13 protein-coding genes are annotated in these 16,690 nt (G+C 39.7%); all 13 read right to left on the minus strand.

Annotated features, from left to right (window positions below; all coding sequences use genetic code 11):
- Positions 1 to 91: 91 nt before the first annotated feature.
- The 13 genes from IEU65_RS00770 to IEU65_RS00830 all read right to left on the minus strand — a co-directional run bounded on the left by IEU65_RS00770 (position 92) and on the right by IEU65_RS00830 (position 16,630).
- Complete coding sequence (locus tag IEU65_RS00770; protein ID WP_010279321.1) at positions 92 to 1,084, minus strand: aldo/keto reductase; 993 nt, start codon at positions 1,082 to 1,084, stop codon at positions 92 to 94.
- Complete coding sequence (locus IEU65_RS00775) at positions 1,084 to 1,974, minus strand: SGNH/GDSL hydrolase family protein (protein ID WP_010279318.1); 891 nt, start codon at positions 1,972 to 1,974, stop codon at positions 1,084 to 1,086. Before IEU65_RS00775 ends, IEU65_RS00770 begins: the two co-directional genes overlap by 1 nt.
- A complete protein-coding gene (locus IEU65_RS00780; RefSeq protein ID WP_010279315.1) occupies positions 1,971 to 2,942 on the minus strand; it encodes a ribose-phosphate diphosphokinase in 972 nt (323 codons plus the stop codon). The genes IEU65_RS00775 and IEU65_RS00780 overlap by 4 nt, the downstream gene beginning before the upstream one ends.
- Positions 2,943 to 2,993: 51 nt before the next feature.
- Positions 2,994 to 5,399: an SF1B family DNA helicase RecD2 gene (gene recD2 / locus IEU65_RS00785; RefSeq protein ID WP_010279313.1), complete on the minus strand. Its 2,406-nt coding sequence runs from the start codon at positions 5,397 to 5,399 to the stop codon at positions 2,994 to 2,996.
- Positions 5,399 to 6,052: a histidine phosphatase family protein gene (locus IEU65_RS00790; protein ID WP_010279310.1), complete on the minus strand. Its 654-nt coding sequence runs from the start codon at positions 6,050 to 6,052 to the stop codon at positions 5,399 to 5,401. Before IEU65_RS00790 ends, recD2 begins: the two co-directional genes overlap by 1 nt.
- Before the next feature lie 45 nt (positions 6,053 to 6,097).
- Entirely contained in the window at positions 6,098 to 6,439 is a 342-nt protein-coding gene (locus IEU65_RS00795; protein WP_010279306.1) for a DUF1831 domain-containing protein, read from the minus strand.
- Positions 6,440 to 6,511: 72 nt separating this feature from the next.
- Positions 6,512 to 7,627, minus strand: coding sequence for a BMP family lipoprotein (locus IEU65_RS00800; RefSeq protein WP_010279303.1), 1,116 nt, complete (start codon positions 7,625 to 7,627; stop codon positions 6,512 to 6,514).
- A 205-nt stretch (positions 7,628 to 7,832) separates the two neighbouring features.
- Positions 7,833 to 9,251 carry an RsmB/NOP family class I SAM-dependent RNA methyltransferase gene (locus IEU65_RS00805; protein WP_010279299.1) on the minus strand — a complete coding sequence of 473 codons (1,419 nt, stop codon included), beginning with the start codon at positions 9,249 to 9,251 and terminating at the stop codon, positions 7,833 to 7,835.
- A complete protein-coding gene (gene rbsK, locus IEU65_RS00810) occupies positions 9,248 to 10,162 on the minus strand; it encodes a ribokinase (protein WP_031941023.1) in 915 nt (304 codons plus the stop codon). Before rbsK ends, IEU65_RS00805 begins: the two co-directional genes overlap by 4 nt.
- Before the next feature lie 133 nt (positions 10,163 to 10,295).
- Positions 10,296 to 10,655: a hypothetical protein gene (locus tag IEU65_RS00815; protein WP_004916044.1), complete on the minus strand. Its 360-nt coding sequence runs from the start codon at positions 10,653 to 10,655 to the stop codon at positions 10,296 to 10,298.
- 115 nt (positions 10,656 to 10,770) lie between these two features.
- The gene (locus IEU65_RS00820; RefSeq protein ID WP_010279284.1) at positions 10,771 to 11,772 is read right to left on the minus strand and encodes a VOC family protein; all 1,002 of its coding nucleotides are present in this window, start codon (positions 11,770 to 11,772) and stop codon (positions 10,771 to 10,773) included.
- Positions 11,773 to 11,879: 107 nt separating this feature from the next.
- Positions 11,880 to 12,287: a phosphate-starvation-inducible protein PsiE gene (locus IEU65_RS00825; protein ID WP_010279282.1), complete on the minus strand. Its 408-nt coding sequence runs from the start codon at positions 12,285 to 12,287 to the stop codon at positions 11,880 to 11,882.
- 29 nt (positions 12,288 to 12,316) lie between these two features.
- A complete protein-coding gene (locus IEU65_RS00830) occupies positions 12,317 to 16,630 on the minus strand; it encodes a PolC-type DNA polymerase III (protein WP_010279280.1) in 4,314 nt (1,437 codons plus the stop codon).
- Positions 16,631 to 16,690: the final 60 nt, after the last annotated feature.

Genomic DNA, 16,690 nt, shown 5'->3' on the forward strand with positions numbered 1-16,690 from the left:
ATCACAAGTTTTGTTCAAAAGTTCACTATCTTTGTAAGCGTTCACATTTATTTCAAATTTTAATCATTAAAAAAACCAGCTTTCGCTGGCTTTACTTTGACAATATTGATTCAATTGTTGTTAATTCATCACCAGAAAATGTCAAATTATCTGAAAACTTTAAATTATCAATCAAATGAGCGACATTACTTGCCCCAATGACAACACTTGCAACGCGACGATCCTTCAATAACCAAGCTAAAGCCATTTGTGAGAGCGATTGGCCTCTTTGTTGGGCAATCTCGTTTAAAGCATTTAATTTGTCAATTAAATCTACTTTACCATTTTCAAATAATACGGCGTTTGTACGATGAATTGGATAATCATCTGGTATGTCATTAAGGTACTTCGATGTTAATAAGCCTTCAGCTAATGGTCCATAGGCAACGAGACCAGCATGATTTTGATCCAAAACTTCTAATAAACCGTCGCTTTCTGCGGTGCGATTAAGCATATTGTACGAAACTTGGTTGCCAATAAATGGCGTGCCTAGTGTCTCAAAAATTTTCGCAATTGCAGCTGTTTGTTCAGCATTGTAATTTGAAACGCCCACATATAGTGCTTTGCCTTGCTTAACAATCAAATCTAACGCTCGGGCAGTTTCTTCAAGACGTGTGTTCGGATCCCAACGATGAGCATAAAATATGTCAACGTAATCTAATCCCATTCGCTGCAAACTGAGGTCTAACGCTGCCACCAACGTTTTTTTACCGGAAAATTCACCCAGTGGCCCAGGCCACATATGATAGCCAGCTTTAGTCGTAATCACCAATTCATCACGATATGGCTTTAAGTCTTGTCGAAATACCTGTCCAAATGTTTCTTCGGCTGTACCATTACTTGGGCCATAATTTGAAGCATTATCAAAGCTAAAAATGCCGCTGTCAAAAGCCTTCAAAATAACTTTTTTTGAGTTTTCTAATGGCATTTGATCACCTAAGTTTCGCCATAAACCAAAAGAAACTGCTGGCAAAATCAACCCTGAATCGCTCACCCGACGATAAGGTAACTTTTCATAACGTTGCTCATCTGCTGCATATACCATTATTTCAATTCCTCCAAAATTAATTTTGCAATACGTTCATGATCGGCGACAGTTGGATGAACACGATCTGTGGCAATTTGCCATTTGTTTGTATTGATAAACGTTAATGATTCAAATCGTGACATCTCATTTCGAAAAACAGTTTCAAATGCGCCATTAAACGGTAATAATATAAAAATTTTTGCATCATGGAAACGTTTGATAATCTCTAATAAATAGACACGCAATCCAAATGCAAAGTCCTGTGGACTGGCACCATAGTTCAAATCATTGGTACCATAATTAACGACTACTATATCGGTTGAAACCAATGGTCGTGGCACATTGCGCGCAACATGCCATAATGATTCAATTGCAGTTGGTACTTGAAACGGTGCAAAAGGTGTTAGCCCTGAGCCACCATAAGCAATGCGTGCCAATGGTTTTTGTAGTGCTTTAGAAACCAACACGGGATAACTCAACTCTGGGTGATCACCATCTGATGCCATGTCTTCACCTACCGTAATCGAATCACCGACAAAAGTAAGAAATGGCTGTGACTCCGTAATGGGCGAAACCAAACCATCATCAATCGACATTGACAATAGTTTTAACGGAGATGCCCAAAATAAGGCTTGTTCTTTTTGCCAAGTGCGCAATACCAGATCATGGCGACCATCTTGAACGGATATGTTAACCTGACCAGTTGAATCGACAACAATATCTTGCCAATCAATATTATTAGAGGAATATGCTAACGTAATATTGCTGTTTTGATTAGCAAAAACCAACCTTATTTTTTTGACACCATCAGTTATAAAACTTAATGAAGCCCCAAGCTGTGTTGTGACGTAATAATCTTCCTGTTGCGCCCACTCAGGAGACAACAGTGGCTTTAAATCAATCATCATAATGTAACATCCAAATTATCTTGACTTTTTAAAACGTCTTGAATACTTTCAAAGGCATCTACACGTTTTAGTGCCTCAGCAAACGGTGCCGCCACAGATAACTTGATCAGCTTGCTGAATTCCTTTTTAGCAGGCACTTCAATTGTATTTGTCACAATGACCTGTTTGATGTGAGACTGATCCAACAATTGGCTGGCTTTGTTAGATAAAACGGCATGAGTTGCAACAGCATAAATAACATCAACCCCTGCATCATTCAACGCTTTACTTGACTGCACCATGCTCGACCCAGTATCAATAATATCATCAACCAAAATAGCGCGTTTGCCACTCACATCCCCTGTAATCTGATATGAAAACTCATTGGTGTCCTTGTCTAAACGATGGTCAACAATCGCCCATTGGGCATGTAACAATTTGGCGAATTTACGAGCTCGTGCGACACTTGAATGCCCCGGCGCAACCACTACCAAATCATCCCCGAGCAAATTATTTTCATAAAAATAGTGGCCAAGCGCTGGCATAGCAATCAAATGATCAACTGGAATATCAAAGAATCCTTGTACCTGATCTGCGTGTAAATCCATCGTCATAACCCGCTTAACACCTTGAGACTCAAGCATATCAGCAATTAATCGTGCCGAAATTGGTTCTCGTGAGCGTGCTTTTCTATCCGCGCGTGCGTAACCAAAGTATGGAATCACTACGTTTATTGAGTTGGCAGAGGCCCGTCTGGCAGCATCAATAAAAATCATCAAACGCATAAAGTTTTCATTAACGGGATCTGAAATACCTTGGATAACATAAACATCACGACCACGAACGGTGTTTTCAATTCGTTCATAAATTTCATTGTCAGCAAAGGTTTTCACATCAATCGGGGATAGCGGCTTGCCCAAAATAGTTGATATTTCCTGTGCAAGTTGGTTATTACTACCAAGATTAAACAATTGATACGCTGGGGTCATGTGATTCTCCATTCATTATTGTTCTGATTCTATTATACTATATGAAAACGATTACATGAAATCATAGGGTGATATATTTGCCATGCCAATCATTGGATCAATACTACCATCAATGATCTGATTAACAGTGAGTTGATTAACTGACACTGCGGCCTGCTTCAAATGAGAAGGTATTATAGAAACATTTTTTTCAGGTAACTGCAAGGTTTTTTCGCTATCGAAACGCAACCGTTGTTGCAAAAATGTTTGTCGTGGTGGTACTAAAGTTTCAGCTGCACGTTGAAACGCTGAATACTCCCCCACCAAAATCAATGCTTCTTTAGCGCGCGTCAAGCCAGTATACAAAAGATTTCGATTTAACATTAAGCCGAACTGATTGGTTAACGCCAAAATGACTAATTTGAACTCATTACCTTGTGCTTTGTGAACTGTGGTGGCATACGCTAGTGTCAATTGATTTAAGTTCTTTTTTGGATAAGCTAGTTCTTTCCCATCAAAATCAATTATCAGGCGATCTTCATTATCATCATTGCTGGGATCTTTTTTATACTGGACAGCGACAATTTTTCCCATATCGCCATTGTAAACGTCACGTTCACTGTCATTTTCTAGCTGCAATACCTTGTCGCCCTTACGGAAAATTAGAGTGCCAAATTGAATACTTTTTTGTGTTGGTTTAATGGGATTAAACAAGGCTTGCGCCATCTGATTTAAAGCATTCACGCCGGCATTACTTTTATACATGGGTGTCAAAATTTGTAAGTCATCTTGCGTGAACCCTTTTTTAACAGCAGAAGTGACGATCTGTTGAATCGCAGTCAACGCTTGATCTGTACCTACCATAAAAGCCGATCGGTCAGCTTGATTTGTTAAAAAATCACTGGGAAGCCGGCCATTTTTGACATGAGCCGCCAAATCAGAAATGCTACTACCTCTACCCTGGCGATAAATTGTGGCCAGCTCCACATGTGCAATTTTTTTAGAATTGACTAAATCAGCGAGTACATTACCTGGCCCAACGGATGGTAATTGATCACTATCGCCAACAACAATCAGCTTCATACCGTTTGGTACAGCCGCAAGCAGCTTAGCGGTCAGCTCAATATCTAACATTGACGCCTCATCAATAATAAGCAAACCACCGGCAATTGGATTATCCGCATTAAATTCTGGTTCATCCAAATCAGAAATTCCCAACAAACGATGAATTGTTGAGGCCTCATGTCCGGTCACCTCAGTCATACGTTTTGCAGCGCGACCGGTTGGCGATGCCATCCGTACTTGGTATTGTTTTAACAGCTTTTGCCCATCTGCAGCGGTACTTGCACGTTGCTGCACTATTTTTTGCCATGTTGCAACAATCGTTCGAATAATCGTTGTCTTGCCAGTTCCTGGTCCGCCCGTCAGCAAAAAAATAGGTGCGTTTAGCCCCTCTTTAACCGCCGAAATTTGTGTATTATCTAAGGTCATATTCCCTGGCGTCACAAAAGCTTGGTCAATGTCTGCAATCGTTACTTCAAACGGTGGCGTGGCTGTCTGCAAACGCTGAATATCATGTGATGCTTGAACTTCTGAGTCAAAGAGTGTATTAGGATAATAACGACCCTCATCATTCACTAAGAGATGACTACTAATCAAACGTGAAATTGCTGTTTCAATTTGTTCTGCAAAACTTTGACCCTGCTCATGAATCATTTGAGAAATCGCATAACGTAATTGATCATGATACAGATAAGTGTGACCATGCTGAAAGCTCACTCGCATAACTGCCGCATAAACAGCTGCTTGTAAACGTTTCTGATCAGAAGCTTCAACACCAATTTGGCGACCTATTTCGTCAGCTTTTTTGAAATTAATGCCTTCAAATTCGAATACAAGCCGATATGGGTCTTGCATTAAAATATCTTGTGCTTGATTACCATATTGATCATATAAACGGCCAGCCAAGTCAGCCCCAATGCCAAATTGATTACCAATTTGGAACAAACGCTCCAAACCAAGGTTGAGTTGCAATGTTTTCGCCATTTTTTTCGCGGTTGAATCCTTAATGATACCGTCTAAAACAGCAACATCTGCTAAAATCAAATCCACAGCATTTAATCCAAGATGGTCAACAATTTTTTGTGCAGATTTTGGTCCAATACCTGAAAACTGACCACTGGCAAAATATTTAATTAGTCCATTTTCATCGGGTGGTAATTCATTTTCGTATCGTTCCGCCTTGAATTGTTGACCATATTTAGGGTGGCGTACTGTTTGACCATAAAAAGCATAAACACTGCCTTCTTGGACATCACCAAAAGTGCCCGTCACAATGATTTCAGGCGCGTCCCAGTCGTCAAGTGACGTCTCTTCTACTGACACAGATAAAATTTTAAAGTACGAATCCGTTGACGCAAAAATCACAGATTGTAATGTGCCAATAACTTTATCCAATTCTGTCGTTACTAATGCCATTAAATTGTTGTCGAGTCATCTTGCTTTTTATTGAGATAACTCGTATTATTCCAATCTTCAATTTGGTAATGTTCACCATCAACTGTTGATAATACAGTTGTCGAGGTATTACTTAAACCACCACGTTCACGAATACTCATTCGTGGTTGCTGCAATAAGCCATTCAATCCAAAAGAAAGCGCCATACCATGCGATACAATCAAAATATTGTCGTTTGGGTATTGTTGTGCTATATCTTTAATTACTCGCACAAAGCGGTTGGTCGCTTTGGTATAACCTTCACCGCCAAATTCCTGACCCTCAAAATGATCTAAGTCGTGACGATAATTATCGTAGGCCTTTGGGTAACGTTCTTGCACATTTGCAACTAACTCACCTTCCCATTCGCCTAAGCTGACTTCCGCTAAATTAGATCTCAATGACAAAGCTGGTGTGTTCTTTAAATATTGCGCAATTTTTGTAGCAGTAATCCGAGCACGTTTAATCGGTGAAGCATAGATGTGAGCAAATTTAACGTCGCTCAAAAATTCGCCAACTTTTTTCATGTCGGCATAACTTGATGGCAGTAACTCTGAATCACCATTGCCACCTTGAAAGCGTCGTTCGAGATTCCACTCCGTTTGACCGTGCCTTACAAAATAAAATTTAGTCATATTGATTGATTTACCTCCAAAAAATGATAATGATGTTGATGCGTTCTAATTAATCTTTTCAATGATGCCGCGTTGTACCAATTCATCGATAAAAAAATGATACAACTTGACAATTTCTTCAGCATTATTATTTTTAAAAATATCAACGCGAACAACATCTCCCGCTGAGACAGTACTCATTTTGAAACCTGTCAAATCTTGATTAACGGATACTTTGAGCTGAATAGAATTAGCTAACGCTTTTTCTGGCTCTAATGCTCGATGTAAAACATGAATCCCCGCATTGTTAGTGACAAATCCTAAATCACCCAGCGTATATTTTTTTAGTTGATCACTCAATTGATAAGTCGCGTCTCCGGCGATTGTTACACTTTTCTCAAATGCCATTATTTTATAGCTCCTCAGTTAGTCTAAGTACCATTATAGCAAAAAAGCACCACTATCGTGGCGCTGATTGATTTAAAACTTTTGATTAAATTCAGATCCCTTTGGATGATTAGGCACTTTTATCTTACCGTTAATGATTGCCTTTTTAGCTTTATTGACAGCTTTCTTTTCGGCAGAAGTTAGTTCTGAATCAGTGAGATAAACACCATGCTCTTTCAAACCATAAGCAATTGTTTTACCACCAGGGAATTTTTTGGTCTTGTTGTAATTATCCGCAACATTTTTGACACCATCGCCTACTGAAGTAATTGATGAAGCCAATGTTGACGTCGTCTTTTTACCATCTTTTGAAGTGTAGGCCCCATCAGACTTTTGATCGCGATCAACACCAATGATGTAGAGACGTTCTTTTGAATCTGCGTTCAACTTGGCATTTTCTGCCTTTGCTTCAGAAAATGCACCATTTCCAACAAATCCAGCTGCCGCAAAAATAGTACGAATCCCAGAAGCATACATCGTCGCTGCAATTGTTTTTCCTTTAGCAGAATCAGTAAATGAGTTAGCATACTGCTTTTCAACTTTCAAAGATGAATCAGTTGCTTTTACACCAGCTTCAAAGCCTGCATCAAAGGCATCAATAATGTTACCGTGAATTCCACCGATGAAGCCAACTGTTTTTTCACCGTTGGCATCGGCTTTTGTTGCAGCAGCAACACCAGCAAGATATGATGATTGTTCAGAACGGAACATGACGCTTGCGACGTTTTTACGACTTTTAACAATGTCATCTACCAAAACAAATTTTTGCTTAGGGTTCAATTTAGCAGATTTTGTGATTGATTGGTTCAATGAATAGCCAATACCATAAACAATCGTGTACTTCTTACTCTTAGTTGCCAAATTAAAATTTTGATCAAGGTCAGAATGATCAGCTGTATTAAAATAAGTCACAGGGGCATTTTGACCAGACTTCAAATTATTTTTCTTAGCATAAGCTTGTGCGCCTTCCCATGCAGATTGGTTGAATGAATGGTCATCCACACCACCCACGTCCAGAACAAGGCCCAGTGTGGCTGATTTGCTGCTATCAGTTGATGATGTTGATTTATGACTAGTAGCCGCATAAATACCGCCACCAATTATGGCTACAGCTACGACACCAGCAATAATTTTTGTTGATTGATTCATGGTGATTCTCCTCTATTACGCTCTCACGCTTTTTCAATTGGGTACGCTAACGCGTAGCACCGACCCAATTATTTTGACTAACTAAATATAAGCTGTACTTTTTTCAATTAGTTCCAGCTATTAATTTTACATTAGTGGCAACAAAAAACAAGGTCCATAGTGGTCCTTGCTTTTAAAAAAAGGATGACAGCCATTGAAAAAATTATTAAACACGCACAGCAAAGCGCAACCCTTTTGGCAAAAAGTTTTTGATTTGTCCGTTCACAAATTTACCCCAACCAGCGCCATTGCCGTTAACTACCATCAATATCCACCCCTTAGATAATGGCTCATCAGTACTAATAACATCGCCATGAGCATAATCAGCCCAATCTTGATCCACTAAATTAAATTGCTGCTTAACTTGTCTTGGTGACACAGCTAACGCCAAAGCATGTGCTGGTTCAAAACGATTTTTTTTGAAGCTACCTATTTCCAATCCTGGGCGCAAAATCTTCAACCCATTCAAATCAGGTGTCACTTCAGGCGCAAGAAATAACCGATCACCAAACAGCAGAAATTGACGATTTTCAATATCGAATTGTTGAAAAGTTGATTTCCAAAAGTCATCAATTAGTTGTTGTTGGTCACGATTAAGTTCGGCTGGTTTGAGTTTTTTTATCACAGTCTCAATAGGTTCTACTACTTTAGCCCTTTTGACCAATTTTGCTACAAAATGTCCTTCACCATTTAAACGATGTGGCCATAAACGCGCTGTTTTTAGGAGCTCAGAACGATTTTGAGTTTGACTAGTTGTTGTCACGCCACTGACAAAATCAGAATCAGCCCACTCAGGACGCCCGTCACTAATGCCACTGTTAATCGGCTTATCAATTGGCAACAGTTCAAATTCTGGATAGGTATCAAGTAGCCACGCTATCATCTGCTCGTCCTCTTCAGGGGCAAACGTGCAAGTTGAATAAATTAGCTCACCACCTGGCCGTAACATTTTAACCGTTTCATGCAAGATTTCGCGCTGCCGTTTGGCATTCTCAGCAGGGTAATCCGAATGCCAATAAGTCATTGCATCCGGATCTTTTCGAAACATACCCTCACCAGAACATGGCGCATCGAGTAGAATTTTGTCAAAAAATAGTGGGAGTCGAGCACTCAATTCCGCCGGGGTCTGTGAACTGACAATTGCATTTTTCACACCCATTCTCTCAATATTTTCGCTTAATATTTTAGCACGCGACATAAAAATTTCATTAGACCACAGCAAGCCTTTTTGCATCATAAAAGCCGCCAAATGAGTTGATTTTCCACCTGGCGCTGCAGCTAAATCTAATACTTTTTCACCTGGCTTTGGGGCCGCAACCTCGCCCACAAATTGCGCCGACGGTTCCTGAGAATAAACAACCCCCGTGACGTGGTCCTTTGAGTGGCCATCAACAGCTCCGAAGTATCCCCATTGACCATACGGCACTTTCCCATCATTTGGTGTTTCATGCGGCACTGGATTTGCTTTCAAAGGGTTAACCCGATAACCCTTTTGGTGGACAGTTTCAAAACTGTTAAAAAAATCCGTTGCTTCCTGTCCTAACAAACGTGTGTACTTTTTTTTGAAATCTTCAGGTAAGTTCATGAGTATGCTTCAACCTCATCAAATGTTGGAATTGAAGGAATGGCCCCCGGTCTTGTGACAGCAATAGCACTAGCTATGCTAGCACGTTTTACAGCATCATCTAAATTACTAAAATCAGATGCTATAACACTCGCCAATGTGCCAATGAAAGTATCTCCCGCCGCTGTGGTGTCTTGTGCGACTACCTTTTCAGGTTGTGCCCACCATCTTCTTTGACCATCAGCAACAAAAGATCCTGCGGCGCCAAGCGTGATAATACTTCGCTTTGCGCCTTTTGCTTGCAACGCATCCGTCACACGATTTAAAACACCTTCGTCATTTACAACTTCAATTCCTGTCAACAGTTGCGCCTCTGTCTCATTTGGCAAAATAATGTCTGTAACAGCCATTAATTCGGGCGTCAATTCGTACACTGCTGGCGCCGGATTTAAAACAGTTTGAACATGATGGTTATGTGCTAGCTCAAAGGCTGCCAAAATAACAGCATAAGGCACCTCAAACTGCGCAATAATCAAATCGGCATCAATAATTAAATCGTGATCTAAGTCGGCAGTTGTCAGAGCTTGATTAGCACCACCATGAATTAGAATTGTATTGGCGCCATCATCTTGTAACATGATAAAAGCAGAACCAGTCGGTACATCACCATTAGTTTTTAGTTGATCGACGTTAACCCCGTTATTGACAAGAGTAGCGCGCATGAATTGGCCATTGGCATCATTACCAATTGCACCAATAAAAGACACGTCGGCCCCCTGCCTTGCTGCGGCAACGGCTTGATTGGCGCCCTTTCCACCCGGTGCAGTAGTAACGTTAGTCAAAGCCATTGTCTCTCCGACTAGTGGCATTCGCGGCATTTTCATAATGCTATCAACATTCAAACTTCCAAGAACAACGATTTTTTTTGTCATAACTTTCATCCATCTCATTAATGTCAAATAAAGTTGGTAACACAATTGGTTATCAAACATTATTTTTGCATAAAGTTAATTATATCATTTATTATCACACACTTGGAAAGTCATCAAAAAAGACACGCTCGTCTTAAGCGTGCCTTTGTATATCGCCACCATTTTCGATCATAATACGCAGCATTTCCATTAACTCTTGATTTTGATTGGTCAGCACTTGTAATTCGAATCGCATCGCCTTGATCTGGCGTTTCATTTCCGCTAAATCGTCGGTTGTATTATCTTGATAGCCAAATACTTGGTGATATGGTTGCTTATTACCTGTGTAAACAGATTCTGAAAAGGTATCACGTTCTTGACGTACCCACCTCATGACTGTGTTGTAGGGAATTTCAAATTCAGAGGCCACTGACTTTCCAGATTGATGGCGGTTAATGATTTTGTCGCAAACTTCGTTACGCGTTTTTAATGAATAATGTGCTCTTGTTTCCATTTTTTACCACCTTTTTAATACTTTAATAATTATTATAAAGGAGATATTTTCATTTGATAATGGACAGTTTTCACGATATTACCCATTTAATATTAAAAATGGTATATTTTAAACACTAATCATTTCGGGTATTACCCGTTTGATCATGTATTGCTACAACTTTGGCATTATTAACTCGTCCGGTACCCGAATATGGTTGATAATCATCAAACAAGACACCTTGATCAGCCCACCATTTTCTTAAAACTTCTTTATTGGCATCAAATCTTGGTGGCATTGCAAATGTTGTTCCTAAATCTTGAACAGACTCATCTAGTGTAAACCCTGGATTAGTAGTTGCTACCTCAACACGATTGCCCCCCGGCTCAATAAAGTAGATAGAGTTGAAATAACCACGATCAATATAGACTTCACGACGCCAACCTTGTTCCCGTGCACGCGCCCACAAGTAATCTAAATCCTGCGAAGATTCAACGGCTAAAGCAAAATGATCAGTTGACCCTTTTCCAAATTTTGATTCAGGGGCATCGCTTGGTGTTTCGTACAAGTAAATGGCCTGTTCATCTGCTAAATTCACAACGTTGCCCTTAACAACGACACCATAGTTACTAAAAAGTTGTTCAAAGAAATTAGCAGTCGCCACAACATCAGGAACATGTAATTCAGCCCCTAGAATACCTGTGATTTGTTTTTCTGCAGGAACATCTGACATAAAGTTGATATGCCAGTCAAACTGTTGCTGATTGACTGCTTTAATTTCAATTGGAATTGCATCAAAATCTTGCGTGTGTAAAATACCACGGCCATCAACTGTTACTGGTAAATTAAAGGAAAGCAATCGTTCTTGCCAATATGGTAACGCACCTGCCGGCACACCAAAATGTAGCCCATTGAAAAACATTTTGCCGTCGACACGAGGACGATCAAGTTTTGCATCTGGGAAAAAAGTGACCACAGTGCCCGGTGTACCAATGAAATCACCATAATAAACATGGCGCATATGAGGATTAGCCTGATTAATAGAATTTTTTATGAAACGTAAACCCAAAATATCAACATAAAAATGTGCATTTTGTTTAAAATTACCTGTTAAAAGAGAGACGTGATGCGTTTTCATATGCTTATCGCCATGCGCGTCAAAAGGCGCGCCTTTCTATTTTTATTGTTGATTAAATTATATATGCCCTAAATAAAAAAGCAAGCATTTTGCTTACTTTTTAGAAGCTAATTATCCATTTTTGGTCTAAAATAACGATATATTGCCTGTGCAACTACCAATAAGAATATTGCTGCAGCTAACATTAACGTTTTATCGGTCTGATCATGGTAAACCAGCATCGCTCTAATTAAGGCAGTCACGCCGATATATAGAAAGTTGCCAGTTGAAATGTGGGCGTCCTTTATAAAATATTCACGTACCAAACTCAAAAACTCAAAAAACAAAAATACAACTAAAATTTCCTCAGCCAATTCCGTAAAATGACCAGCGATATCGGTCATCCATAACATTTGTGCAAGATTCAACAATTCTCGTAGCAAAAAACCAAATATCACGACCCCAATAACAATCATGACCGTATTTAAAACATACTCGAAGTAACCCGCAACTTTTTGATGCCACTCGTGTTTCATATATTTACCGCCCTTTAATATTTTTCAGGTTAAAAGTCAAATAAACTCAATTGATTTTCGTCTGGTAATCCCTCTAGAACGGAATGCTGTGTCATAAAATCAATAATCGTTTGTGACACTTTGCCTCTTTTTTTAAGGTCTTCTTTACTCAAAAAAGGTTTTTCTGTCCGTGCAGCCACAATTTGTTTGGCCACGTTGTCGCCCAATCCCGGTAGAGAAATAAATGGTGGTATTAGTGTTTCACCATCAATCACCCATTCAAGTGCTTCCGATCGGTTTAAATCAACCATTTTGAAGCTAATTCCTCGCTCAAGCGCTTCGTTAGCCATTTCAAGAACTGTCATTAAGTTTTTATCGCCAACAGTCGCGTCATTGCCAAGTTCACGTAATTTCTTTAAAGCAGATTTGGTTGCTTCTTTACCCCGACTCATCGCGACAACATCAAAAGCATCCGCACGAACTGAGAAGTAAGTTGCATAGTATATTGTTGGAAAATAAACTTTGAAGTAGGCAATTCGCAAAGCCATTAAAACATAAGCCGCGGCATGCGCTCGTGGGAACATGTATTTAATTTTGAGCATTGATTGGATATACCATTCTGGAATATTTGCTTCGCGCAACTGTTTTTGGTATTCGTCGGTAATCCCCTTACCTTTACGAACCTTTTCCATAATGTTAAACGCATCGGCAGCTGGAAAACCCCAGTTAATTAAATCTGTCATGATTTTATCACGCGTTCCAATAACTGTACCGATTGTAGCCGTTCCGTTTTCGATCAACTCATTAGCATTTCCCAACCAAACATCTGTACCGTGAGATAAGCCAGAAATTTGTAATAACTCAGAATAAGTATGTGGTTGCGTTTCTTCCAACATACCGCGCACAAAGTTAGTCCCAAATTCAGGTAATCCTAGTGTCCCTGTTTTTGAAAAGATTTGCTCTGGTGTTACACCAAGTGCTTCGGTAGAGGTAAACAAACTTAAAACACCGGGATCGTTTGCTGGAATTGATTGCGGATCAATGCCAGACATATCCTTTAATGTCCGCACCATTGTTGGATCATCATGTCCCAAAATATCCATTTTCAATAAATTATCATGAATGGAATGATAATCCATGTGTGTTGTTTGCCAGAGCGATTTTTGATCATCAGCAGGATATTGAATTGGTGTGAAATCATAGACTTCGTACTCGCGCGGTACAATCAATATACCACCGGGATGCTGTCCTGTTGTCCGTTTGACGCCTGTGATTCCTTGGGCCAATCGCTCAATTTCTGCCCCACGATAATGCTTATCATGGTCCCGTTCATAGCCTTTCACGTAACCAAAAGCTGTTTTTTCAGCCACTGTCGCTATCGTTCCGGCACGGTACACATTATGCTCGCCAAATAGTACTTTCATGTAATTGTGAGCAATTGGCTGATAATCACCAGAAAAATTCAAATCGATATCTGGCACTTTATTTCCAGTGAAGCCCATAAAAGTTTCAAACGGAATGTTTTGTCCATCACCAATCAACATTTCGCCTGGATGATTGGGGTCTCCTTTTTCAGGCAGGTCATAGCCAGACTCATATTGTTTTGGATCAACTAATTCGAAATAATCACCATGCGCGGATCGATAATGAGGCGGCAACGGATTAACTTCAGTTATACCCGACATTGTGGCGACAAATGAAGAGCCCACGGATCCACGTGATCCAACCAAATAGCCATCTTTAACAGATTTAGCAACCAATCGTTGCGCAATCATGTAATGCGGCGCAAAACCGTTACCAATAATTGCTTTCAACTCTTGGTCTATACGTGCTTGTATTTCTGGTGGAATTGGATCACCATACCAAGCTTTCGCTGTCCGGTATGTTTTTTCAGTGAGTTCATCACCCGCCCCAGGAATATTTGGTGGATAGGAGCCACTTTTCAGAGGCTCAATATCGTCAAGCATGTCAGAAATAAGGTGGGTATTATCAATTACAATCTTTTTTGCAACTTCTTCACCAACAAAAGCAAAGTCATCAAGCAATTCTTGCGTCGTTTTGAAATAATTATCAGGTAAAGCAGTTCTATTTTGTGGATTTCCTGGTTGTGTCGCAATTAAAATATTACGATAAATTTTATCTTCAGGGTTGGTATATTTAACATCACCAGTGACCACCACTGGTTTTTCTAATTCGTCACCAATGGCAATCATTTCCCCTAAGATTTCTTGCAGTTTTGTTTTGTCAGCAACAAGTGCCGATTCAATCATTGGTTGATAGTTTGCAGTTGGTTGAATTTCGATAAAGTCGTAATATTTAGCTTTCTCCGTTGCCTCATTTTTTCCTTTTTCAATGAGAGAAATAATGACATCCCCGCCTGTATCACCTGTTCCTACTAGTAAACCTTCACGATATTGTTGTAGGATTGAACGCGGAATACGAGGTACTTTGGCAAAAAATTCAATGTTTGAACGGGAGACCAGTTTATAAAGATTTTTTAATCCAGTCGCATTTTGAACCAACAATGTCGCATGAACCGGACGACCATGCTTCCACGCATCCCCTTCAGTCATGTGATCATTGAGTTGATTATGATAATTTAAATCAAAACGTTCTTTTGCTTCTTTCATCAAACGCCATGCGATATGTCCCGTAGTTTCAGAATCAAAAATCGCACGGTGGGCTTGCTCTAAATTGATATTAAATCGTTTAGCAATCGTACCAAGACGATAAGATTTATAGTCAGGATATAACCAACGAGTAAACGGCAACGTATCAATAATAGGATTACTAATTTGCGGTTGCTGGTAACGTGCATAAGCGGCGTTCATGAAGCCAATATCAAATGTTACATTATGCCCCACTAAAATAGCATCACCGCACCACTCTCGAAAACGTCGAATAATGTTTTCTTCGCTGTCAGCATTTGCTACCATAGCATCAGTAATTGATGTCAAATTGGTAGTGAATTCAGATAATGGAAAACCGGGATTAATATATTCTGAAAACTTATCAATAACGTTACCAAGCTGCATTTTGACAGCGGATAATTCAATGATTTTATCTGTTACAGCGGATAGTCCAGTCGTTTCCAAATCAAAAGCGACAAAAGTGGTTTCTTTGTCTAATAGTGAAATGGGTTGCAAATTGAAGGCAATTGGTTCACCATCTTCGACTAGATTAGCTTCCATACCATAGATCATTTTGAGATTATTATTACTACCAGCGGCAACAGCCTCGGGAAAGCCTTGGACATTTCCCGTGTCAGTAACAGCCAAAGCTGTTTGACCCCAACTTTTGGCGAGTTTTGCAACTTCCGAGTAGTTAGTCACGGCATCCATGGTCGACATGTTTGTGTGAACATGTAGCTCAATCCGTTGCTGTTTTTCGGGGTAATCTTCTTGTCGATTGGCGTGATCAATGACTTGTAAATCATAAATATTCATGACCAGTTCACGAGCATAGGTATCTTCTTGAACATTACCACTTAGTCGAACCCACAAACCGGCCTTTAAACCTTCAAACACCGCCTCATCAGATTCATTATTAGAAAACTTTTTGGCTGAAATAGAACTTGAATAATCGGTGATTTTGATAGTGAGTAACTGTCGCCCTGAACGCAATTCCCTAATTTCATCAGCAAAAATATAGCCCTCAACTACCACACGGTTTTCTTCACCATCGATATCTTCCAATCTGGTAATATCAGCATCTGCTGAAATTTTACGACCTAATGTTAGTGGCACACCCTCTGACGATGTTTTTGGTTTAGCCTGTTTATTAGCTTCAATTGCTTTTTGCAAGTCTTCACGGGCCTTAGCATGATGCTGTGCAACATTTTCTTGAATTTCTTGGGCTAATTGTTCGTCGAGTTGTGGCACTAATTTGATCTTAGGAAATCCAAAACTCTCGTAAACTGATACTATGGAAGCAACTGCTTGGTTATCTAACGATTGAAATAGTAGTTGCGCACCAACCGCAACACTGAATTCGTTGTCGTTTACCAATTTAAGTATCGTGTTGCTTGCTAATTGCTGCGCCTTAGCATGGTTTAATTGAGAGTGATCTAAAGCCAAATGCCAGTATTGTGCCATCATTTCTTGATCAATTGCTTGTGATTGAGTGGAAATCATTATCGACACGTCAGCTATATTAGTAAATGCTTTTTTTAGATATTGCTGAAATTGCATATATACGTTAGCTGGCAAAGGCTTTAATAATTGAACATAGAATATCCACTGTCTCTGTCTGGCAGATACATCTACGCGAGTTAACTGACCAGCTTCAAAAAAAGATACAATTTCATCTGGTAATTGAATCTGACTAATTAAGTGTTTTAATTGTTCTTCATGGGTTAACGCCATTTGTCCCCCTAATTTGAGTAAAAAAGCCGATCATTCATCGGCCAAATGTTTACTCACTTA

The sequence above is a fragment of the Leuconostoc pseudomesenteroides KCTC 3652 genome, from assembly GCF_014634745.1.
GTDB lineage: Bacteria > Bacillota > Bacilli > Lactobacillales > Lactobacillaceae > Leuconostoc > Leuconostoc pseudomesenteroides.